The sequence below is a fragment of the Microbulbifer maximicatervae (SeqCode) genome, assembly GCF_052467385.1.
This window is the reverse complement of the sequence record NZ_CP174311.1, coordinates 2,410,033-2,429,688: the sequence shown is the minus strand read 5'-3', so window position 1 is coordinate 2,429,688 and position 19,656 is coordinate 2,410,033. Positions and strand designations below refer to the sequence as shown.

Annotated in this window: 22 protein-coding genes; 12 read left to right on the top strand and 10 right to left on the bottom strand. The window is 46.3% G+C overall.

Features of this window, described 5'->3' with window-relative positions; genetic code table 11:
• The first annotated feature begins 12 nt into the window (after positions 1-12).
• On the top strand, positions 13-639 hold the full coding sequence (locus tag ACJJIR_RS10220; RefSeq protein ID WP_444908277.1) for a LysE family translocator: 627 nt from the start codon (positions 13-15) through the stop codon (positions 637-639).
• Between the two features lie 369 nt (positions 640-1,008).
• Here ACJJIR_RS10220 and ACJJIR_RS10215 read toward each other — a convergent pair whose 3' ends face one another.
• Positions 1,009-1,584, bottom strand: coding sequence for a hypothetical protein (locus tag ACJJIR_RS10215; RefSeq protein WP_444908276.1), 576 nt, complete (start codon positions 1,582-1,584; stop codon positions 1,009-1,011).
• A 196-nt stretch (positions 1,585-1,780) separates the two neighbouring features.
• Between ACJJIR_RS10215 and ACJJIR_RS10210 the strand changes: the two genes are divergently transcribed.
• The 3 genes from ACJJIR_RS10210 to ACJJIR_RS10200 all read left to right on the top strand — a co-directional run bounded on the left by ACJJIR_RS10210 (position 1,781) and on the right by ACJJIR_RS10200 (position 3,980).
• Positions 1,781-2,098 carry a hypothetical protein gene (locus tag ACJJIR_RS10210; RefSeq protein WP_444908275.1) on the top strand — a complete coding sequence of 106 codons (318 nt, stop codon included), beginning with the start codon at positions 1,781-1,783 and terminating at the stop codon, positions 2,096-2,098.
• Positions 2,099-2,102: 4 nt separating this feature from the next.
• On the top strand, positions 2,103-2,375 hold the full coding sequence (locus ACJJIR_RS10205) for a hypothetical protein (RefSeq protein WP_108733205.1): 273 nt from the start codon (positions 2,103-2,105) through the stop codon (positions 2,373-2,375).
• A gap of 72 nt (positions 2,376-2,447) precedes the next feature.
• Complete coding sequence (locus ACJJIR_RS10200; RefSeq protein ID WP_444908274.1) at positions 2,448-3,980, top strand: PepSY-associated TM helix domain-containing protein; 1,533 nt, start codon at positions 2,448-2,450, stop codon at positions 3,978-3,980.
• Positions 3,981-4,232: 252 nt separating this feature from the next.
• On the opposite strand, the gene ACJJIR_RS10195 is transcribed toward ACJJIR_RS10200, so the two are convergent.
• From ACJJIR_RS10195 to ACJJIR_RS10180, 4 genes are all read right to left on the bottom strand, one after another.
• Positions 4,233-4,802, bottom strand: a complete 570-nt coding sequence (locus ACJJIR_RS10195) for a carboxymuconolactone decarboxylase family protein (RefSeq protein WP_444908273.1) — start codon at positions 4,800-4,802, stop codon at positions 4,233-4,235.
• 112 nt (positions 4,803-4,914) lie between these two features.
• Positions 4,915-5,859: an SMP-30/gluconolactonase/LRE family protein gene (locus ACJJIR_RS10190; protein ID WP_444908272.1), complete on the bottom strand. Its 945-nt coding sequence runs from the start codon at positions 5,857-5,859 to the stop codon at positions 4,915-4,917.
• 129 nt (positions 5,860-5,988) lie between these two features.
• The gene (locus tag ACJJIR_RS10185; protein WP_444908271.1) at positions 5,989-6,690 is read right to left on the bottom strand and encodes a cytochrome c biogenesis CcdA family protein; all 702 of its coding nucleotides are present in this window, start codon (positions 6,688-6,690) and stop codon (positions 5,989-5,991) included.
• Positions 6,683-7,093 carry a thioredoxin family protein gene (locus tag ACJJIR_RS10180; protein WP_444908270.1) on the bottom strand — a complete coding sequence of 137 codons (411 nt, stop codon included), beginning with the start codon at positions 7,091-7,093 and terminating at the stop codon, positions 6,683-6,685. Before ACJJIR_RS10180 ends, ACJJIR_RS10185 begins: the two co-directional genes overlap by 8 nt.
• A gap of 336 nt (positions 7,094-7,429) precedes the next feature.
• Here ACJJIR_RS10180 and ACJJIR_RS10175 point away from each other — a divergent pair, with 336 nt between their 5' ends.
• The gene (locus ACJJIR_RS10175) at positions 7,430-8,104 is read left to right on the top strand and encodes a hypothetical protein (RefSeq protein ID WP_444908269.1); all 675 of its coding nucleotides are present in this window, start codon (positions 7,430-7,432) and stop codon (positions 8,102-8,104) included.
• Positions 8,105-8,224: 120 nt separating this feature from the next.
• Here the strand turns inward: ACJJIR_RS10175 and ACJJIR_RS10170 are convergent, their stop codons facing one another.
• A complete protein-coding gene (locus ACJJIR_RS10170; protein ID WP_444908268.1) occupies positions 8,225-8,593 on the bottom strand; it encodes a putative quinol monooxygenase in 369 nt (122 codons plus the stop codon).
• Between the two features lie 447 nt (positions 8,594-9,040).
• On the opposite strand from ACJJIR_RS10170, the gene ACJJIR_RS10165 reads away from it, so the two are divergent.
• On the top strand, positions 9,041-9,898 hold the full coding sequence (locus ACJJIR_RS10165; RefSeq protein ID WP_444908267.1) for an urea transporter: 858 nt from the start codon (positions 9,041-9,043) through the stop codon (positions 9,896-9,898).
• 21 nt (positions 9,899-9,919) lie between these two features.
• Here the strand turns inward: ACJJIR_RS10165 and ACJJIR_RS10160 are convergent, their stop codons facing one another.
• A complete protein-coding gene (locus tag ACJJIR_RS10160; protein WP_413661975.1) occupies positions 9,920-10,405 on the bottom strand; it encodes an SRPBCC family protein in 486 nt (161 codons plus the stop codon).
• A 288-nt stretch (positions 10,406-10,693) separates the two neighbouring features.
• Between ACJJIR_RS10160 and ACJJIR_RS10155 the strand changes: the two genes are divergently transcribed.
• The 5 genes from ACJJIR_RS10155 to ACJJIR_RS10135 all read left to right on the top strand — a co-directional run bounded on the left by ACJJIR_RS10155 (position 10,694) and on the right by ACJJIR_RS10135 (position 13,941).
• A complete protein-coding gene (locus ACJJIR_RS10155; RefSeq protein ID WP_413661976.1) occupies positions 10,694-11,053 on the top strand; it encodes an ArsR/SmtB family transcription factor in 360 nt (119 codons plus the stop codon).
• A gap of 206 nt (positions 11,054-11,259) precedes the next feature.
• Positions 11,260-11,733: an SRPBCC family protein gene (locus ACJJIR_RS10150; protein WP_444908266.1), complete on the top strand. Its 474-nt coding sequence runs from the start codon at positions 11,260-11,262 to the stop codon at positions 11,731-11,733.
• Between the two features lie 104 nt (positions 11,734-11,837).
• A complete protein-coding gene (locus tag ACJJIR_RS10145; RefSeq protein ID WP_444908265.1) occupies positions 11,838-12,488 on the top strand; it encodes a dihydrofolate reductase family protein in 651 nt (216 codons plus the stop codon).
• 230 nt (positions 12,489-12,718) lie between these two features.
• Positions 12,719-13,201: a VOC family protein gene (locus ACJJIR_RS10140; RefSeq protein ID WP_444908264.1), complete on the top strand. Its 483-nt coding sequence runs from the start codon at positions 12,719-12,721 to the stop codon at positions 13,199-13,201.
• Between the two features lie 188 nt (positions 13,202-13,389).
• The gene (locus ACJJIR_RS10135; RefSeq protein ID WP_444908263.1) at positions 13,390-13,941 is read left to right on the top strand and encodes a dihydrofolate reductase family protein; all 552 of its coding nucleotides are present in this window, start codon (positions 13,390-13,392) and stop codon (positions 13,939-13,941) included.
• A 76-nt stretch (positions 13,942-14,017) separates the two neighbouring features.
• Here ACJJIR_RS10135 and ACJJIR_RS10130 read toward each other — a convergent pair whose 3' ends face one another.
• The 3 genes from ACJJIR_RS10130 to ACJJIR_RS10120 all read right to left on the bottom strand — a co-directional run bounded on the left by ACJJIR_RS10130 (position 14,018) and on the right by ACJJIR_RS10120 (position 17,913).
• On the bottom strand, positions 14,018-14,425 hold the full coding sequence (locus tag ACJJIR_RS10130; RefSeq protein WP_444908262.1) for a DUF427 domain-containing protein: 408 nt from the start codon (positions 14,423-14,425) through the stop codon (positions 14,018-14,020).
• Between the two features lie 474 nt (positions 14,426-14,899).
• A complete protein-coding gene (locus tag ACJJIR_RS10125) occupies positions 14,900-15,889 on the bottom strand; it encodes a hypothetical protein (protein ID WP_444908261.1) in 990 nt (329 codons plus the stop codon).
• A gap of 599 nt (positions 15,890-16,488) precedes the next feature.
• Complete coding sequence (locus ACJJIR_RS10120) at positions 16,489-17,913, bottom strand: serine hydrolase domain-containing protein (protein ID WP_444908260.1); 1,425 nt, start codon at positions 17,911-17,913, stop codon at positions 16,489-16,491.
• An 895-nt stretch (positions 17,914-18,808) separates the two neighbouring features.
• On the opposite strand from ACJJIR_RS10120, the gene ACJJIR_RS10115 reads away from it, so the two are divergent.
• Positions 18,809-19,444 (top strand): hypothetical protein, encoded by a 636-nt coding sequence (locus tag ACJJIR_RS10115; protein ID WP_444908259.1) that lies wholly within the window; start codon positions 18,809-18,811, stop codon positions 19,442-19,444.
• Positions 19,445-19,656 lie beyond the last annotated feature (212 nt).

Here is a 19,656-nt window from a genome sequence, read left to right as displayed (position 1 = left end):
ACTGAGTACTTCATGACAATCTCTACATCCTTAGCTCTGTTCATTTCAATGCTAGTTCTAGCACTGATACCTGGGCCGGGAGTATTAGCTGTTGTTTCCCGGTCAGTGACACTCGGCTTGCGCCAGGGGTTAATTACAGTAGTGGGAATTGTTGTAGGTGATTATTTCTTTATTTTGTTAGCTCTGCTTGGCTTAGCAACGCTAGCCGAAACCTTGGGGAGCTTATTCATCGTTATTAAATATGCTGGAGCAGCCTATCTTATCTGGCTGGGAGTGAATCTCTTTCTCTCAGCAAAGAAAAGACAAGTCGACCAAAACCAAATAGCAACAAGCCACTCCCATAGCAGCTTTTCAAGTTTTCTACTGGGCTTAGTCACCACGCTGGGTAATCCGAAAGCTATTCTTTTCTACGTAAGCTTCTTTCCAGCCTTCCTCGATCTAACTCGCGTTGCTTCTTTGGACATTGCAATTATATTTGCAATTGCAACGCTAGCCGTAGGCAGTGTGATGGCCGGTTATGCGTACCTTGCCTGCAAGGCACGGTCAACAGTCAGTCAATCAGGAAAGACCCCGGCTTTAAAATACGGCTCCGGGGCTTTACTTATAGGAAGTGGTGTTTTTATTGCGGCAAAAAGTTAGTGCCTCCACAAGGTGCAGAAGTAATAGACCTAAGGAGCCTCTGAGTAACTCCGTAATGCCTCTGCGGGTCTTGAAGGCTGCAGATGTTAGGCGCAGCTCGCCGCGAATGGCCGTAGCCCTTTGCAAGAGCTGCAACGCAGCAGCTGTGGCCTTCAAGGCCCGCCCTTCGGGGCTTGCAGAGCGATTCACACTCCGCGTTGCGATTTCTTGAAAGGTCTAGACATTCCTGCGAAGCCGCGCCTTGATTGTGAACCGCTCTGCATGCCAGAGGTATCACGGAGTTACTCAGAGGCTCCCTAATTACTGCTCTCTGTTAGTTAGTCTAAGGAGGACGACCGTTTTACTTAACTCCAAAGCTACTCACTCATATCAGCCTGCTAATGCTACTTTTAGTGCCTTCCTGATTATTTTTGCATCATCCAGCGCTCGATGAACTGTGAATTTGTCAGAGTCCTCCAGCTTTTCGCGCTCATTAATGAATGCTCTTAGGTGATTTTCAGAGCCACCTATTAGCTCCTGAATATCCCTGAGTTCAAACTCCTGATGAATACCAGTATCAGAAAAAAGGGCATTGCACCAAAAACTGTCCCAGTGCAGGGCATCGCAATAGACAACTTGGCCTGAAAGAATCCTGTTTAGGCTATAAGCCACTATAGCTGGATCTATACCCTCGGATTCCAGCTTTGACCGGGAAATGTTATGTATTGATTCAGCACCATCGGACCAATAAGACCAGTGTGGCACTGGTTTTATTAGCGCTTGGTATTCCACTGTTTCAGAGCAGAGGCCAACTTCTATAGGGTAACTCTGCTTGGATAAGCCACTGGCTTCGAAGTCAATAATCCACACGGTAAGAACGATAAGATATGGAAGAAAGGTAAAAGAACTTAGCACCTCTTCCTTGCCACCTTCCAGTCTGTCTGCATTTTCAAGCCAATTGAACAAACATGTATCTTAAGATAGACTACAACTGATAATGATTATTATTTGTGACTTAAATTTAAACCCGGTAGATCGCTAAATACAAAGCTTCCCAGTATTGAAGGCAATATTTGCAACTACGAAACTCCATTTCTGTAAAGATTAAGCGCAATGTTCAAAAAATCCGCGACCTCTAAGCAAAGAAGGCTGGAAAACTTCAATGTCTAACCTGGTGGCTTTCCTACTTACTTATTTGGCTGTACTACTTATTTTTGTAACCAGACATAAAGATCTACAGCTCAGTAGTTTTAAGCGCTTACAAAGAATTACCTGGTGGGTGCTTCCGGTGAGTTCAATTCCTTATGGATTCCTATATGGTTGGGAGGTAGGGATACCCATCTGGCTTTGTGTCGCGATGTTCTGCGCTTTATTACAAGCACTGCTCGCCCCAATCAAACCTAATTGGCTGCTTCGCCATTTTCCGCTGTCAGTAGTGGGCTTGTTGGTATTAGAGCAGGCTCTTCTGACTATCGGATAACTCTATGGCTGCTTCAATAAAAATCAGTTGGCAACAGGTCGCCCTGACCATTGTGCTGAGCATTATCTTGATGTTTTCCAGCACAGTGATGTTGTCGATTTACTGGCCGTCCGCCGAGCCAACAGAACGGATGGCAGCGGGATCTATGTTATCGACACTTTTATGGGTCGGGTATATGAGTATGGGGTTACTCGCCGCCTCCACTTGGCGCGCAGCGGCATACCTATTATCCCTGTTGCTGGTCATGCTCGGACTAAGCGCTCTTTCTTTTTTATAATTTTCGGTCTAGCCAACTTAAATGCAACAGCGTAGCAATATCCTTTTTTACGAAATTCACTCCTGGATTGGGGTGTTATTTTCTATTCTGCTATTCGTAATTTCCTTTTCCGGCGTGGTCGCACTATTTGGCCACGAGCTGACCCAATGGGAACGCCCCGAGCATCGTATTGCCTTCGATGCTGAAGCGCCTGTGGATGTAGATCAACTGGTCGCTCCGGTGCTCGCTGAGGCAAATATCGGCGAGGACAGCTTTTTTATGATCTCAATGCCAGACTACTACCATCCTATGCTGGAAGTGCTCTGGACTGATGCTGAAAGCGAGGAAACCGAGGTACGCCATATAAACCCCAATACCGGTGAAGTGCTGCCGCCCAGCGGCTCTGATTTCGCTGAGCTATTGACGTATATGCATACTGATCTACTGTTTCCCAGGCCTTTTGGACGCTACCTGGTTGGACTGATGGGCTTGGTGATGCTGCTCTCCATATTAAGTGGCATCATCATTCACAAGAAAATCTTTAAAGAGATGTTTAAATTCCGTGTGGATCGCAGCAGGCGGCTCAAATGGACAGACCTGCACAAAGTATTAGGGGTCTGGCCGCTACCGTTCCATATAGTGATTGCTTTTACCGGCGCAATACTTGGCCTGAATGGCATTATGATTCAGGTTGCTGCATTTTCTGCTTTTGAAGGTAATGTGGAAGCAGCAGTCGCCTCGGTAGTGGGGGAACATCCTGAGATAACTGGCGAGCCTTTGGAATCCAGTAGCTATAACCAAATACTGCTGCGCTACCAGGACCAAGTGCCTAATGCGAAACCCAAAGCCATTTATGTGGAGGCCTACGGGGATCGCAATCAGGTTGTCCAAGTCTCGGGCCAAACAAACGAGGCGCTGGTGCGCTTTGTTGATGTCAAATACCGCAGTGAAGATGGCGAAGTAGTTAATATCAATAACCCCGTGCAGGACTCAGGTCCGTTTATGCGGGTGTATTTTTCACTGACTCCACTTCACTACGCACTCTACGGTGGCTTCCTGATAAAAGCCCTATACTTTGTGTTGGGGTTGGCATTGTGTTTGATGATGGTAACGGGCACCGTTATCTGGCAGGTTCGCAAGGCACAGAGACAGAAGCTTCCCTCTGGTGATATTAATACCCGAGGTTCCGGCTGGTTCCTCAGTTTGCTCACGGTAGGGGTTTGTGCCGGTTTGGTTGTCGCCACCGCGGCCACTTTCTATGCCAATAAGCTATTACCTCCCGGTGGTGGTGGCGATCAGCGCTTTCACTGGATTGAAATGGTGTATCTCTCTGTATGGGGAGTGGCCATAGCCTGGGCGATGTTGCGCCGCCAGATAAAACCTGCATTAGCAGATCTCTCACTTTGCGCAGGCCTGCTGCTGTGCGGTATCCCGCTGCTGAATGCACTGGTAACTGAAAATGGTCTGCTGATCCCCTGGAAGTCCGTCACTTTGCCAGTGGTCTTCACTGACTTGGGCGCCCTGGTAATGGGGGTCATTTGCCTCTATTCGAGCAGATATATCTATAGGCAGGTATCCCAGTCAAAGCAGTCTGCAGATATACCTCAAGCTGTTGCCGCCCAATAACGGGCTATTTCCTGCGAGATGGCGAATGCCATCTCGTAAACTCTATAGAATCTGTACAGCACTGGAATAGGGCGCTGCAACCTATCCCAACTACACACTTTACCTTCCACTCAATTACTCTCGAAGAGAGTGGTATTTGCTTTCAAGCATTCAGAGGACGCTACTTTTTTCACAACTTACATATGGGATGAGTGTGTCGTTGGGCTGGATAAACCCAGAACATTCTTGCCCCCTCCCGAACCGAGACTTTCCTTAACTCCCGTCACCAGGTATGGAAATATCAAAACCATTTAAAATGGCAGAGACCTGATGATAGCCAGCCACGAGAAAGACCAGTTCGGCGGCGCCCTCGTTACCGAAAGCACTCACGGCCATCTCCCAAGTAGCCTTTGGCAGGCGGCCTCCAGCTGCAAGTGATGCGGCGACATCATAAGCAGCGGCTTCCTCAAAAGTTAGGTCTATTGGGCGCTGGCCCGCTGCGATAGTGGCAATTTTGCTCCTGGCCAACTCACTTTTCTCACCAATAACCGTATGGGAGTACAGCTCATAACCCGCTTTAAAATGAGCTGCGGTGATTAGAATCGCAACCTCCCGAGCAGCCTTAGGAAGCGTGGGTTTGTCTGCAATAGCCTTGATATTGTCCCACCAGGGCTTTCCAAACCTGGGATATTGCAGTGCTGGTGCCCAGGGCCCCAGTAAAGCGCCATCCTTGCGCTTCTTGATGAAACCTGTGAAATACCCCTTCATCTCATTACTCATATCATCGTAAAGAGGTTTCTGTTCTTCGCTGAGCTCTTCTGGTGGGATGGCAGGGATACGCAACTGACACCTCTCTTGTCCAATTGGCGATTCAGATTTATCACACACAAAGATTCTAGCCCGACAGAACGCAAGAATAGGGATGCCTGTTTGAAGAGTTGCAATTAAGAGCTAGTTAACTGCCGAACTTTGGCTCAGGAAGCCCCTGAACTCCAAGCCCGTGAACGGCTAAGATACAGCCCGGTTGAGGATGTCGAGCCAGCTCCCCTTTAGTGAGGAATGACTGCTGAGATGTGACAAACAGTGTCTCATAATTATTACCGCCAAAAGCGATACAGGTAGGGCTGCGAATCGGCAGGTCGATCTCTCTATCAAGCCTTCCTTTGGGATCCACTCGCAATATTTTGCCCCCAAGATTCAACGCAAACCAGTAAAACCCCTCCGTATCTACCGTTGCACCGTCGACAATTCCTGGTTGTCGGTCTTCAATGGAGAAGAAAGGGCGCCGGTTACTAATCCGGCCGTCACTGATATCCAGATCGAATACGTAAACCATATGTCCAAAGGTATCCCCGAAGTACATTCGCGTATCTTCAGGGTCAAAAGCAATGCCGTTGGCTACAACAAAGCGAAAATCCTTATCGGCCTTTCGGTAAGTTAAATCGGGCTCCAAACAATAGAGATAGGAAGATTTGTCTTTAAAACGCACATCCATACTACCGCACCAGAAACGTCCATAGCGGTCCACTTTGCCATCATTCAAACGACTGTGGGGCCTACCGGGTTCAGGATTAACGATTGTATCGACACGCCTGTTTTCCAAGTCGATCGCAAAGAAACCGGAGCATCCACCTCCGATCATTCCGCCTCCACGGCGGAAGCCAAAGGAGCCTATTTGTTCAGGCATCTCCCAGGTCTTGCGTTCGCCTGTTTCGATATTGAAGCTTCTTATGGATGGAGGCCGGGCATCAGCGGGGTCAGGTTCGGGGTTAACGTGATCAGCCCAATAAATAGACTTGTCTTCCGCTGACCAAATCGGTGTCTCGCCCAATCCATCATTGCACTCCCATAGACACTCGATTTCTACCACCGTAAATCCTCCAATATGAAAAGTGCGCATTCACGCCGATGAAGGGAGCGAGTACCTATTGAGTCGTAAGGCTAATTTTGTGATTCCAAGTTAAGAAGGCCGAATAAGAATACCCGGCCCGTAAAAACCAATATGGCTTGGCTTACCACTAAAAGACCATCAAAAACTGAAAGTCCACTCGGGAATCCAATTCAAAGCCCAGGCTTCCATTACCTTATCAAGCCCACTCAAGACCAGTACCCCGAGTAGTAATAGTATAAGACCTAGTACTGTTTTGCCTCCAATCGCGAAAGCCCCAACTGATGGTGACAGTCGAGTATAAATCTGCCTCGATAACCCCCCAGCCACTAAAAGCGCTGCACCGGTACCTAGTCCGAAAGCAAACATCACCATAAATGACTGCCCCAATTGCTGGCCCATGGAAGCCAGTGCTATAGCGGCACCCAGGGTAGGGCCAACACATGGCAGCCAGATGATTCCGGTAAGGAAGCCAATACCAAACTGCCCAGCCCAAGCTCCATCACCGGTAATGCTCGCCCCTGCGGTGATTTTTGATAAACGCAAGGTCAGCCAATCGGAAAGTGGTTTGATCAACAAGACTAGTGCAACCGCCACTAACATTATCGCGGCAATATAGCGGAAGAGTTCTGGGTCTAATCCTAAAGAGACCAATAGAAAGCTCAGCACAGTACCAGCCAATGCAAATGACAAGCTCAGCCCAATAGCTAACGCGTACGGCCCCCAGCGCCCGGCACTATTAGAAGCCCCGACAACCATTGGCACCAATGGCCAAACGCAGGGAGAGAGAATACTGAGAGTGCCCGCGATCAAAGCCAGGGGGATGGCGCTAAGCTCAAGCATTGTCAGTGCAAGCCTTAACTGAATCGAAGATATTCTGCTGAATTACATCGGCACGAGTTTCGGCAACACTAAACCACATTTGTTGCTCCCCATTAAACAGTAGTAGCGTTGATTGCCGAGGAGCGCGGAAGTGCTTAACCCACTTTTTCTGGGAGTCGAAATCCACATTCAGGATCGTAAGGCCACACTGGGCATTGTCCCTCTGAAACTGCGCCAGAATCTCGCCCTGCTTTTTACAGGTTGGGCACCAATCTGCTCTCACATCGATCAAAATGGATCGTTTGGCAGCTTGTAACTCCTTGAATCGTTCTTCGGAAAATGGCTCTGATGCTAGAGCGAATGGCATAGAAAAAACTAATGTAGCGGCGATCAAGGTGCGAAGAGCTAAGCGGATAAATTTCATACAATCCATATCCTTAGTGGCAGGGTATAAGCCCTAATTTGAAGACAATCTGTTTAGATACCCATCTTGGTCGTACTGGAGTGCAAATTCTTACAATGAGGCCAAGTGGATTTGTTTGACTAGGAACCCTAGGGCGATTCTCGATGTATTCAGGAGCGAAGAAGGCTAACTGGAGGAGGGCGATGGCATCATTGTCATAAAGTAACAACCAGGTGAAGTTGGAGGCTCCAAAGAACTTATAAGATCTGTGGGAGTCCTACCTGTTATCGCACTAATCACTGAGTTTTTCGGAAAAGGATTTTGGCCAGGTCTATAGAGATATGGTCTACGAAGTAGATGGATTTTAATACGACGACACCTTCACTCTCCAACATCAAAACCACCAAAAATTTGCGCTTTGCAGTGTCAGTACTGATTGCTATTGGAACCCATATAACACTGATAGTTGTTCCAGTATCAATAGCTCCAGGCCCAACTCCTAGGACCAACACGTCGCTAGAAGTCAAATTACTGGCCCCATTTACTCCTCTGCCTTCTACGTCTCCGCCAACTACTGAAGAACCGAGCGTAGTATCAGAGCAGGATACCGCTCCGACAGATGTAGTAACCGTTACTAGCCCGCCAATACCTGATAGTTTGAATAATGTGAAGCCAACCAAAATAGAAGAGCCACCACCCAAATTGGAAGGAGCATTAGAGGCAAGACCCGATTCCGAGGATTTCCCAACTGCGCCAAGGTCAGGGCGACAACCGACTGTATTCAATCCCGCTCTTGAGAGAAAAATAGCCAGGGAACGCAACAAAGTCCGTCGATATCAGCCTACAGAAAACAGATACCAGACCTCGACAGGAACCTTTGTTCAAGTTGGAGACCGTTGTTTTGATGTTAAAGAGCTACCTGCTACAAATACAGATAGTGATCTAAACCCATGGTTTGGTGCGAAGTGTCCAGATAATTCCAGATCACAAGCAGAAATCGATCGATTGGCTGAGAAATATGGGATTCCATGAAGCTGCTGGAGTAACTTTTTGTAAATGAAAGGGTACCCAACCTTCACCAGTTGTCTTGAAACATGTAGTTATCAACTCAACTGGTGAAAGTCTTACACCTTTACTTTCTTCCCTAAACGGTTAGTGAGCCTTACCGCCTGAACGTTCAAATCCAGCGTAAGGGTGGTACAGAATTGATTGCAGGCCTGAGTGACGCTCCCGAAGATCTTGTGGCATATCTCCCAGGTGGACTAAGCGAGTCGGTTCAGCAGCTGCTATCCAACGATCGGCAAAGTTGTCCCACGAGTCAATATGCTTATGAGCGGATTTGGAATCCTTGAAATGCTCATAGATAAGTACGTTTCCATCATCGGTTACGTAATACTGGTAATTCAGGGTTCCACCTTCTTTCTTAGTTGCTGCGACCATCTCATTCACAACAGCTTTGAACTCCGCTTCATGCCCCTTTCTTATCTTTCCCTCGATAATCCAACCTACGTTGTTAAACATGCTTGCTACCTCACTACCGAAAGTATCGTTTAACCATATACACCGGAATAGCTTAAAGTACTACCCACGGCGCTTAAGTGGTGTGTTGAATTGTAGATGGTTTTTGGGGAAGCACATTCAATCACAGGTATGAAGAAAATTTAATAAGCTAAAGCAGACTACAGGCTTCTGGTCAGAACGTGACAGTCAACTAAGTAGCACTACAATATATCGAGCTTACCTGGTAACTGTGTATTGCCCATGGCTTATTCTGGATAACCTAAAGTTAATAGTATATTTATGACCGTGAACAAGTGAGCGGGTAGGGTCAATTACAACTTATTCAGATTAAGAAAGATAATGGATAACCCCTTTGCTAATCTCATACACAATATATTCTAATTTCACTTGGCTCAAAATCTGGCAGCCACACTAACTAATTCGAATTAAGGCTGTAATAGAGATACTATGACAAAGCCAATAACTACAAAACTCGGAAATTGTCTTGTCAGTATCTTCAGAGGAATTAGCCAGGTCATCCTACAAAGAAACGCCTTGAGTGGCTTTCTATTCATACTCGGAGTAACAGTTAACTCTATTACCATGGCTATAGGGGTCGTAATTGGGGTTATCACCGCAACTGCCTGTGCAAATATCCTTAATTATCCCGTAAAACAAATTGAGGATGGACTATTTGGGTACAATGGAGCTTTGATCGGTGTAGTCATATTCTTATTATATGCTCCATCCCTAATGACTTTTTTATTGATTGTCGGTGGAAGTGCTTTAACAGTCTTAATCATGCGCTTTATGCTGCTTCACTTTATCCTTCCGCCTTATACTGCACCCTACATTCTGGTGATATGGGCTATATGGATATTGGCTCCAGCACTAGATCTAGCGCCAACTGCAGCATTCGTTAACGAAAACACCTCAACCTGGGGGATATTCGAAGGTATTGGTCAAATTATCTTTCAGAACAATGCCATTACAGGTATTTGTTTTTTAATTGGGATTTTTATCTCGAATAAATCTCATGCGTGTTGGAGTATTATTGGTGGAATGCTGGCCACATCACTGGCCATGTTCCTGGCCTTATCACCCACATTAATTCTTGCCGGGCTCTTCGGTTACAATGCATCTTTGAGCGCTATTGCATTATCAAATGGTCGTAAGCGATGGCTAGCCCCAATTGCAGGGAGCATATTAACCGTTCCAATCGCAATGGCTTTTATGAGCGCTGATATTATTGTATTAACCGCACCATTTGTTATCGCTAGCTGGATTATATTGTTGATCCAAAGAAAACTTACATTAACTCATTAATCCAGCCCATTAGAGAAAACACTAGCTCGTGATAGATTCGGTAAGTACAGCTTCCATTTGGCAAATTGATTGAGTCCAACTGGCTTTTGCCAGTTTTGCGTAGTCAGTGTTGAGAAGCGTATGTGTCAGAGTAACGATGGTACCAAGCTCACTGCCCCTGAAAACAACTTCGACCAAAGATGCATTCTCTTGCGGCTCGGTACTGTTTGGCAGATTAAGATTGCAATGCTCGTGGACTTCAAAAACTAATCGCTTTGGCCTGTCAACGCTGCGATACACACCAGACATAATACAGGAACTGCCGCTTGGAGCAGTCATCTCAAAAGCAAAGCACCCACCAACCTTGGCAGTGAGGTTGAGTACACGTGTCGTGAAATTGTCAGGCCCCCACCATTTTTCAACCATGTTGGGTATGATCCAGGCATCGAAGACCTTCTCTGGCATTGCCCGGACTGTATAAGAGATAGGTTCGATTTGAACATCCTTTTGATAAGTAAAATCGATCACTGTTGCACCTTATTCTTTTAAGTAATGGGGTTCCAGTAGCCTGTTAACACTGAAACATTTTATCTTTGCCCTATAACACCATTTAATCGACTCCACCTGATTCTATGATCATAGTAGGGAGCCAAACCAGCGCTTGCAGACGCTCTATAGCATATCCATTATCGTTGAGGTGGCGAGGCTAATCGAATGACTGAATAAGCAGTTTCCAAGTAACCTTAAGCTGCTTTTAATACGTAGCTACACCCAGTAGCCATTGCCTAACAATTTTTCAGCGATATACTTATTCAGATGGAAGAAAATCACGACAACCTGAATACTGTTTTCCAAGCTCTGGCTGATCCAACACGACGCGCTGTCATTCAGCATTTGATAAGCGGACCAGCGTCGGTCACCGAGCTCGCAGAACCATTTGAGATGGCACTCCCTTCATTCATGAAGCATATTGGTGTGCTGGAGGATGCGGGCTTGATTCGCTCCAAGAAAACCGGTCGCGTGCGAACCTGTGAGATAAAACCCAAGCAACTGACTGCCGCACAAAAATGGATCAATACACAAACGGCTATATGGGAAGGCCGGATGGCTCGGATGGCGAGCTATGTCGAAACGCTCGATGCAGAAGAGCAGGATGACTTAGTACAAAAGGGGTAAATGCCCGAACAGTACGGATCCCATAGGCGTAAACCAATTTCTCTCCCTCCACCCCACCTAGCACTGAAGCTTTAACCGCGCGGAGCCTTTCGCGGGTTATCCATTGACCTAACAATTACTGTTAACTATAGTTATCCAAAAAGCTAACTATCGTTATTTTTTGCACTCGGCTGTTCACGCTTTGCAAACATCGCAGAGGGATTCGCATGAGCCAAGATTTATCCCACGACACCATATCGATCAGTAGAACGATCAAAGCACCGAGAGAGCGGGTATTTTCCGCATGGGAAGACCCGCAAGCCCGCTCGATATGGGGGCCTCCTTCTGAAGATGAAACAATTGAATTTCTCGAAAATGACTTTCGCGAAGGAGGCATTGACATACATCGATGCGGTCAAAGTAACGATCTGCGATTCAGGGTTGAAACACACTATTACGAAATCAGAAGGCCACATCGGCTTCTGTTCACCGAACGTGTAACTACGGATGGCTCTCCACTGAGTATCTCTTTGATTAGCGTGGAGATCGGCAATAGTGAAAGCGTGACAGAACTCAAGGTAACGATACAAATCGCCTCCCTGGTCGGCTCGGGAATAATCGAGGGAACTCGCAATGGGTGGCAGCGCGCTCTTTCCAATCTGACTGCATACTTGGAAGCAAGAAAAGTAGAAGCCGAATAGGAAGGGCAATATTGCTTCTCTTCAGGCTTCAATAGCCATTGAGTAACAGTCCAAGTACAACCCGCAGCATCATTTGGACCAATAGAACCAACAGGGAAGAACTTGTGCGAAAAATAATTGTAAACACGTTTATTAGCCTGGATGGTGTGATGCAGGCCCCTGGCGGCCCGGAAGAGGACTCTTCAGGGGGCTTTGAGCTTGGTGGATGGGTAGCTTCCTATTTTGATGAAGGTGTTGGTGAATTCATGGGCAATGTGTTCGCAGCGCCATTTGAGTTACTACTTGGCCATCGGACTCACAATATTTTCGCTGCGCATTGGCCAAAAGTTGCTGCTGACCCTCCGCCTGAGGGTGTTGATGAAAGTGAAATCCAGCTGGCCAAAAAAATCGACGGTACAACACGATACGTGGCTTCTCGCACGAAACCTGAGTTTACTTGGGAAGGCAGCGAGTGGCTGGGGAATGACCCAATCTCGAGGCTTCGTGCAATCAAGGCTAGCAATGGCCCTGATTTGTTGGTTCCAGGCAGTGCTGACTTTATTCAAACTCTACTCAAAGCGGACTTAATTGATCAGTTTAAATTACTGCTTTTTCCTTTGGTCCTGGGTAACGGGAAACATCTTTTCGGTTCAGGTGTGATCCCTACAGCGTTCCATGTACAGCAAGCCATAACGACAAATAGCGGTGTAATTTGTGTGACCTATGTTCGAGGCGGAAGTATCACGACTGGCGATTTCTCCCTGCAACGAGAGTAGGGCCGGCAGTCTAAGCGCAATTTGGGATAGATAAGCAGAGATAGGAACTCGAAAGTTATGGAGCCCATCACTGACTTGGTATTCAAGGAAAGCTGCGCACATTATGCCGATACGCTCAGCAGTAAGATCAGATCTGGAACGCCCACCAGATGTCCCGACATAACTATCAATGCCAGAGCCTTTCAGCAGAGTAAGTATTCGACCCGTTTAAATCCCAAGGAGATATCAAAATGACAGAACTCGTTACCTGTCTTTGGTTCGACTACGGCGAAGCAAAGAAAGCGGCGGAATTCTACGCAGCAACTTTTCCCAACAGTCATGTCGACCGTGTTAATACGGCTGCCGCTGACTACCCCGGCGGCCATGAGGGCAGTGAGCTAACTGTTGAATTGACTGTCCTCGGGCGCAAGTTTATAGGACTGAATGGCGGCCCAAATTTTACTCCGAATGAATCGGTCAGTTTTATGGTTATTACCGAAAACCAGGAAGAAACTGACCGTTACTGGAATGCGATTGTGGATAACGGTGGGCAAGAGAGCGCCTGCGGTTGGTGTAAGGATCGCTGGGGCCATTCGTGGCAAATTACGCCAAAACTGTTACTCGATCTTACAACGAACCCCGACCGTAACAAGGCAAAGCGCGCCTTCACCGCGATGATGACCATGAGAAAGATCGATATTGCGACAATTCAAGCTGCTACAAATTCGGTTTGAAGTAACAGAGAGATATCGCGAAAGAGTATTTAAACTACGCATGGCCAAACCGCCTCGGAAGCCCAGAGCTACTAGCGCAAGGCCCTAACAAGCTGAGTGACACTGCCCTCATCAAGCTGAGTGACACTGCCCTCATCAAGCTCAGTCCCAACAGACAATGCAAGAGACAAATATATGAGGATCAGATTGTGAGACGGTTAGTGGTTTGGAATGTGATGTCATTGGACGGCTGCTTTGAAGGCACCGCCCCATGGTCATTGGACCATCACGCAACAGTGTGGGGCGACGAATTAGAAGCCTTCTCTCTTCGACAGGGTGATGAAATCGGCACCTTGCTATTCGGATGTCGCACCTATAAAGGAATGGCCGATTATTGGCAAAACGAAACTGGGGCTATTGCGGACATGATGAACTCGCTTGAAAAAGCCGTCATCTCTCGCACGCTAGAAACCGCCAATTGGTCAAATACTCGTCTACTGAAAGGCGAGGCGGCCGAACATGTTCGCGCGCTGAAAAAAGAGACCGGGAAGAGGGAAATCTTCGTATTTGGTAGTTCGAATCTTGTAGCTACTCTGCTCAGAGAAGGTCTAGTAGACGAGTACCGGATATGCCTAGCACCTATCGTACTAGGAGCTGGCTCACCTCTCTTCAAACCTGACGGTATCCAGAAAAATTTTAAGTTGATGCGGGCAGATACCCTTGAAACGGGCGGAGTAGTCCTTCGCTACAAGTGCCTATAAAAGGGCGGAGCGTTATTGCAGCCAGCTTCTAGGCATGGTTTGTATCATTAACCTAAAAGAGTCTATGGGAAGAGGGTCATGATGAAGTTCCAACCTCTTCGATTGCCACTTGATCTGGATAGAAGGCAATACGCCCGTTGATCACCCCGGCAAAGTCAAAAGCAGCTTCATAGGCCCATGCAATAGCTTCTCCGCTATCATCGATTGAGAAGTAGCTGGCATCGCCTTTCAGTGGGCAATAGCTTGTCTTTCCCTCTATAAGGGAGAGGGGAGCAAGAACATCTTCTTTTGGGAAGTAGAATACGGGGTCGAACATATCTTTTGCGAGTTCTGTAACTCTCAAAGCATTTCTACTCTCGGCAATCACCTTGCCACCACGACGCACACGCACTGTCCTAGGCACAATCTTGGCGCGCATAAGGTGTCGGGGTTCTTTCGGGTTGTGGATTGTGTCACTAGACATCGTAACTTCTGGATAGGGCATTGATCTTTCCTTTCAAGGTATTAGCCTGAAGCGCGAACAGCGAGCCTTCATGTCACCTCACTTGGGCTCAATAGTTAGCGCTGATACGACCTTCGATGCATAAATTGTGGACGATTGCCGCCGAATTACGAACTCTCCAGATCCCGTTGAAACAATAGGGTTTGCATGGACACGACTGATTTCGATGGTATCACCTGCTTCGCACGCGTTAGCCAACTCCCTAAAGTACCTCTCCAATTCCAGCGATAAAATCTGAGGTAGTAACAGTGTAAATTGTTACCGTGTACTCGGCGTACGGGAAGTGGTGACCAATATCAACCAATCCTTCACCACTCACGCATTTGCCCGAGCATCTACACCCCAAATATAGAAACCCTTGGGTCTCCAGGGACAGTTCTCTGATTTCGGGATAGGACCCCAAATTGCAGGAAACGTAATCGTCTCAATTAATTAGACTGCCCCCTGGGTTTTCCTCTAATGATTAAGTAGGCTTGGGTGCACTTTTCGTTTACCTACCATCCCGGTAACAATTCTCCCAACTTCCTGCTCAGAGGGAAGCTGTGCTACGTCATACGCGAACCATGCCACTGAGTCTGCATTTTCCACCGCTTTGACTTCAGTGAGCTCTGCCATAAGAGTTGCCGCTGCATCTTGTCCGCGTAACTGATTGAATGCCTGCTGTACAACAAGCTTGAATGCTTGTTCATGGGTTTTACCATTGTCCTGATGGAACTTCATCCATATAGCGCCACCTTCACTGATAGCTTTATCCAATTTATCCGCAATGCCTTCATCATTAAAATATTTATGATCCACGGTTTGAGCATATTTATGTGTTCCTTCATGGATCAGAGTAACAATGCAGAATACCTCACCTTTTTCCCAAATTTTACTAAAACTCAAGCAGATAGGATTTTGATTGGGCTTCATAAAGCTCCCCCCCTTAAGTTGCCCTCCACCAGCCCATGACAACTTACAGAAGTTTGAAATTGATCTGCCCCAACTTTCCGTAAAGGGCACAAACACAAACCCGGCCGCATTTTTCGAAGGGTCCTCAATACCAAATGGATATCCTATCGTCGATATGGTAGAGCATTGAACCTTACATAAGGTGGGCATCATTTTTACATCCGCACACTCTACATCATCACTCAAGCCTATCTGGGTTTTACTGAGTTTTTGGAGTATCGCATTTACGCAATTTGAATATCTTTGTGGCGGGCAATCCATAGGAAGGCCGAAGTAGTAGGAGACTAAATTTTTAAACTTATCAGGAACCTTATCAGGGTATGTAATCGCTACAGTGCACATATCTATCGCTCGCTTTAAGATAGTCTGTGCTTCATCCAGCCAGTTTTCGAGTGATTTTTTGACCTTCGTTTGAAAAAGTATCGGCGAATTATCCTCTACCAACACGGTAAAACTCACTTCCCGGTTGATACTGCGGCTCACTATTTTTGTCATAATTATTCTCCTGCCTTTTCCTGCTACTTTCAGCGATGGAATTCACTGTTTTTGCTCTGATGCCAAACCAGAGTAAAATAGAATATATAATATTACTTAGCACGACTGTACATTAATATTCTTTAAATTATTCAGGAATAGCACTTCTTAACAATCCACCTCGAATTAAAGTGTCTTGCAATAATTCTTCTGGAGATTACTCATAGATTAATATTGTGGAGGGATTGGGGTAGTTCGCAGTATTTTGAGTCACTTTAACTGATTTTTGCTGATTTTTAACTCGGCTAGTAATTACTGAGCGTTGGCGACTACAAAACCCTGCCTAATCCAGCCCAATTAAGACGTGGCATTGATAAATCAATTTGCAGCAATGACCTGACTGACATAAAAAATCTCAATTAATCAATAAGTTAAAACTGTTTCTTCCAATATTCCCCCAGGCTGCACTTACTAAAAAGGGAGAAGGGAAAAATACACCGCGCATGGGACCCTATGAGGCATCGATGCCGATTAGGAGCTTACAGGGATGTATTCACGCGTGTCTCGAGTGCGATGTGTTCTTTCCTTCCACCCCAATAGTAACTAGCCGACCATTCAAACTAGGGCAGTCGTTTATAGGAATAAGCTTTTCCGCCTTGACGAAGAATAAACGAGCGGGCAGGGCTCATATCGCCCTCCTCAAACTCAATAGTCAACCCTGGGACCATCTTCGATGCATAGATTGTGGACGATTGCGGTCGAATTACGAACTCTCCATATTCCGCTGAAACTATAAGACCTGTATAGCCACGGCTGATTTCGACAATATCATCTGTTCCGTGCCCATAGCGCCCGACACCTCTCAAAAGCACCTCCTCTGGTAAAGTGATGAAGTCTGGGACAGGGACAATCTTGGTAGATACCGTCTGCTCGGGGTTCAAGAAGTGATGGCCAATATCATCCAGCCCTTCACCGCTGGCAGTATCTGCCAAGGCAACAACACCTGCTCCCCGCGCTGGGTTAAAGCCCATAAATGTACGCGATCCATCACTGCTGCCATTGGACCAATAGTAAGTCTCTCCATTGGTGGTTGTCCTGCGCCAACCCAGGGCCATACGAGTGATATCACTGCCTCCCGGCCTATCAATTGACAGCATTAACCGCGATGCTGCAACCAAATCCTTAGGACCTCGACCGTTGATAAACAGGTCGAGAAGTGTGAGGAGGTCGCTGGCTGTAGATCGTAAACCACCAGCCGGTGAGAGCACTCCATCGCTTGTTGGGCCGATCGGACTGAGATAAAAGTCATGGCCTTGAGCTCGCCGAGCAGACTTCTTGGGATCATCCTCTAAAGTGGTATCACTTAGCCCTAAAGGTCCCGTCACACGCTCTTGCAGTATCGTTGCAAAAGAGCGGCCTTCCTTCAAAGCAAGTCCTTGACCTAAGAGCCCAAAAGCCAGGTTTGAATAGCTGAATTGAGTACCCGGGCTAGCTTTCAGATGATAGCTTGGCAAGCCACCATAGAGCTGCTCAAAGGAGTAACCAGCGTACTTATTGGGCGCATCGGGCGCCGATGCAGCAAGATTATTTGGTCTTAGAGGAAGAGAAGCAGCATGGGTAGCCAGGTCGGCGAGAGTGATTTGTTGCCCTTCAAAAGTTGGAGCTTTTACACCGGCTGGTACGTAATCCTGGAGAGGATCATCGAGTTTCACTCTCTTATGTACAACTTCAACAGCCAATAGCAAGGCCGTAAATATCTTAGTTAACGACGCAATTTCAAAAATCGTATCGTCCCCTAGTTGATAAGCATCCTTGGCTTCAGGCACTCGGACAGTAAAAATTCGACGATCAGAAAAATTTAGGGTACCTGCAACTGCTGCATGTGCCGCGTGTTGCTTAAGAATACGATGGCGAATGAGACGTTGAAACTCGTCATCATCATTCACTGAATGACTTGATAAAGCATCTAAAGCGATGAGTGGTCGAGGGACAGCAAATACAGAGGTAGCCCCAAGAAATAATTTTGCGAAATCACGTCGTTCCATGGCAATCAACACCTATACAAAAACTTTCCAGAGTTTAGTTGGCAAACTTTGACTATCAGAAAGGCATAAAAGTTCTTGTGATAGATACGCTGATCACTAACAGAGATAAACGCATTTTGGACAAACGGAGCCTAATGGAGGATAAGCAGAACTATGGAACTGGTTGTGCAACCAGTAAAATTAGAACAGTTAGATTCTCAAAAAGAACTACCGCCAATAACCTGTGATGCTGGATAAAGAGGCTCAGGGAATAACCGAACTTTTTACACTAGTAAAGCATGTTCATAAAAACTCTGGAATGAGTTTGATAGAAAATATTAGGTTATTGGTAGAGTGAAGGCACTGACGGAAAGCGAGTTAACACTCCTGAAAATCTCGTCCTTATGAGGCTATTCTCCAGCTGGTAACTGTCATAGATGGAAGATTAGGATGGCCCGAAAAGTTAAGGGCCCGTCTTCTGCGTTATCTATAAATAAAAAAATAGTTTGAAGTGTATGGGCCACATGAAACATCTATAGCCTTCCTAACGGCATTATTAAATTTTTACGATTATGCCTAGGATGTGGAGGTTGAAACGTTGACTAAAAACATTACCCTTTTTATTAATAAAATTTCTATGGTTACGAACGACCGTAGAACTGCTATAGCGATTGATTTAAGAACTTATATCTCTGTGTTGTTACTAAGACAGAGCTGCTTCAGTCTCGAAGTCCTTTGAAAGTTGTATTAAAAAAAATAGACCTTAAATCAGGAAAGGGAAGTACATGGTTTTACTGATGGTTACGTAATAACTCGTAATATTATTTTTCACTCCATTTTATATATTACTGCCTATCAAATTGGTACATTGGACTCACTACTCTCACTGTCAAGCACAACGAAAAAGGAAATTTTGATGTTGAATCTTAAAACTTTACCGAGTCAGAACGGCAATTCTTGCGCCGCTCACTGCACCGAGATCGCAGTATCAGGATTTGATATCCGTGCGCCAAGGCCACAGAGTTTTGTGGAAGACACTCTGTGGCGCGCTATCAAATGGCAGAATGCGGACCTACCTCCTATGCCAAACGGTGTTGACCATCCCTTAGTGGCGGCCAACAATAGTTCGCCGATGCGTGTGCGAAACTATGTGAATACCCAGTGCCCTGGGCGTACCAGTCGGATTTTATATGACGCGACCCAGAAAGACATGTGCCTTCAATTCGCGCAGCCGGGCAATAGAGTTGATTATAATGCGTTGTTTACAAATCTCATACAGCCAGCTAGTAATGGGGGAATGCCGAGGAACTTGCTTACCGACACCTATTACAATTGCGCTTTTATGATGTTTCGAGGCCCTTCCCCTGGGTCTGCTCATGAAATGGGTTTCCATAATATCCTGGTTGCCAAGGATGGGTCCACAGTCAAATATTATAACCCGAATGAAGATCAACCAGTTTGGAGGGCTGATATTGGATGGCGAACGTTGCGCCATCAAAACGCTGGAAGGCATAGTTACGTTTGGAGTGGTATTGCAATCGAAATCACCTAGCAGTTAATGTTTGATGATGCGATCATTAGTATGGATCATGGGGTTTATCCTTGGTTTTGCTTTTAGGTTTAGGCACTTTCATCAAAACCGGTAAACCCTTCTTATTCAAGACGAACTGTCAGATCATGGTCTGATCTTGTCTATATCTTTACACCTTCTTCCAGCTTACTAGCTCCTTTATTTGTTAAAAAATACTAAATTCCTGCTAGAAC

Excerpts from the sequence above, each read along its gene's own strand:
- ACJJIR_RS10220 (WP_444908277.1), top strand. The coding sequence starts at position 13 with ATGACAATCTCTACATCCTTAGCTCTGTTCATTTCAATGCTAGTTCTA.
- ACJJIR_RS10210 (WP_444908275.1), top strand. The coding sequence starts at position 1,781 with ATGTCTAACCTGGTGGCTTTCCTACTTACTTATTTGGCTGTACTACTT.
- ACJJIR_RS10205 (WP_108733205.1), top strand. The coding sequence starts at position 2,103 with ATGGCTGCTTCAATAAAAATCAGTTGGCAACAGGTCGCCCTGACCATT.
- ACJJIR_RS10190 (WP_444908272.1), bottom strand. The coding sequence starts at position 5,859 with ATGCGCACTTTTCATATTGGAGGATTTACGGTGGTAGAAATCGAGTGT.
- ACJJIR_RS10185 (WP_444908271.1), bottom strand. The coding sequence starts at position 6,690 with ATGCTTGAGCTTAGCGCCATCCCCCTGGCTTTGATCGCGGGCACTCTC.
- ACJJIR_RS10180 (WP_444908270.1), bottom strand. The coding sequence starts at position 7,093 with ATGAAATTTATCCGCTTAGCTCTTCGCACCTTGATCGCCGCTACATTA.
- ACJJIR_RS10175 (WP_444908269.1), top strand. The coding sequence starts at position 7,430 with ATGGATTTTAATACGACGACACCTTCACTCTCCAACATCAAAACCACC.
- ACJJIR_RS10170 (WP_444908268.1), bottom strand. The coding sequence starts at position 8,593 with ATGTTTAACAACGTAGGTTGGATTATCGAGGGAAAGATAAGAAAGGGG.
- ACJJIR_RS10165 (WP_444908267.1), top strand. The coding sequence starts at position 9,041 with ATGACAAAGCCAATAACTACAAAACTCGGAAATTGTCTTGTCAGTATC.
- ACJJIR_RS10155 (WP_413661976.1), top strand. The coding sequence starts at position 10,694 with ATGGAAGAAAATCACGACAACCTGAATACTGTTTTCCAAGCTCTGGCT.
- ACJJIR_RS10150 (WP_444908266.1), top strand. The coding sequence starts at position 11,260 with ATGAGCCAAGATTTATCCCACGACACCATATCGATCAGTAGAACGATC.
- ACJJIR_RS10140 (WP_444908264.1), top strand. The coding sequence starts at position 12,719 with ATGACAGAACTCGTTACCTGTCTTTGGTTCGACTACGGCGAAGCAAAG.
- ACJJIR_RS10130 (WP_444908262.1), bottom strand. The coding sequence starts at position 14,425 with ATGCCCTATCCAGAAGTTACGATGTCTAGTGACACAATCCACAACCCG.
- ACJJIR_RS10125 (WP_444908261.1), bottom strand. The coding sequence starts at position 15,889 with ATGACAAAAATAGTGAGCCGCAGTATCAACCGGGAAGTGAGTTTTACC.
- ACJJIR_RS10120 (WP_444908260.1), bottom strand. The coding sequence starts at position 17,913 with ATGGAACGACGTGATTTCGCAAAATTATTTCTTGGGGCTACCTCTGTA.
- ACJJIR_RS10115 (WP_444908259.1), top strand. The coding sequence starts at position 18,809 with ATGTTGAATCTTAAAACTTTACCGAGTCAGAACGGCAATTCTTGCGCC.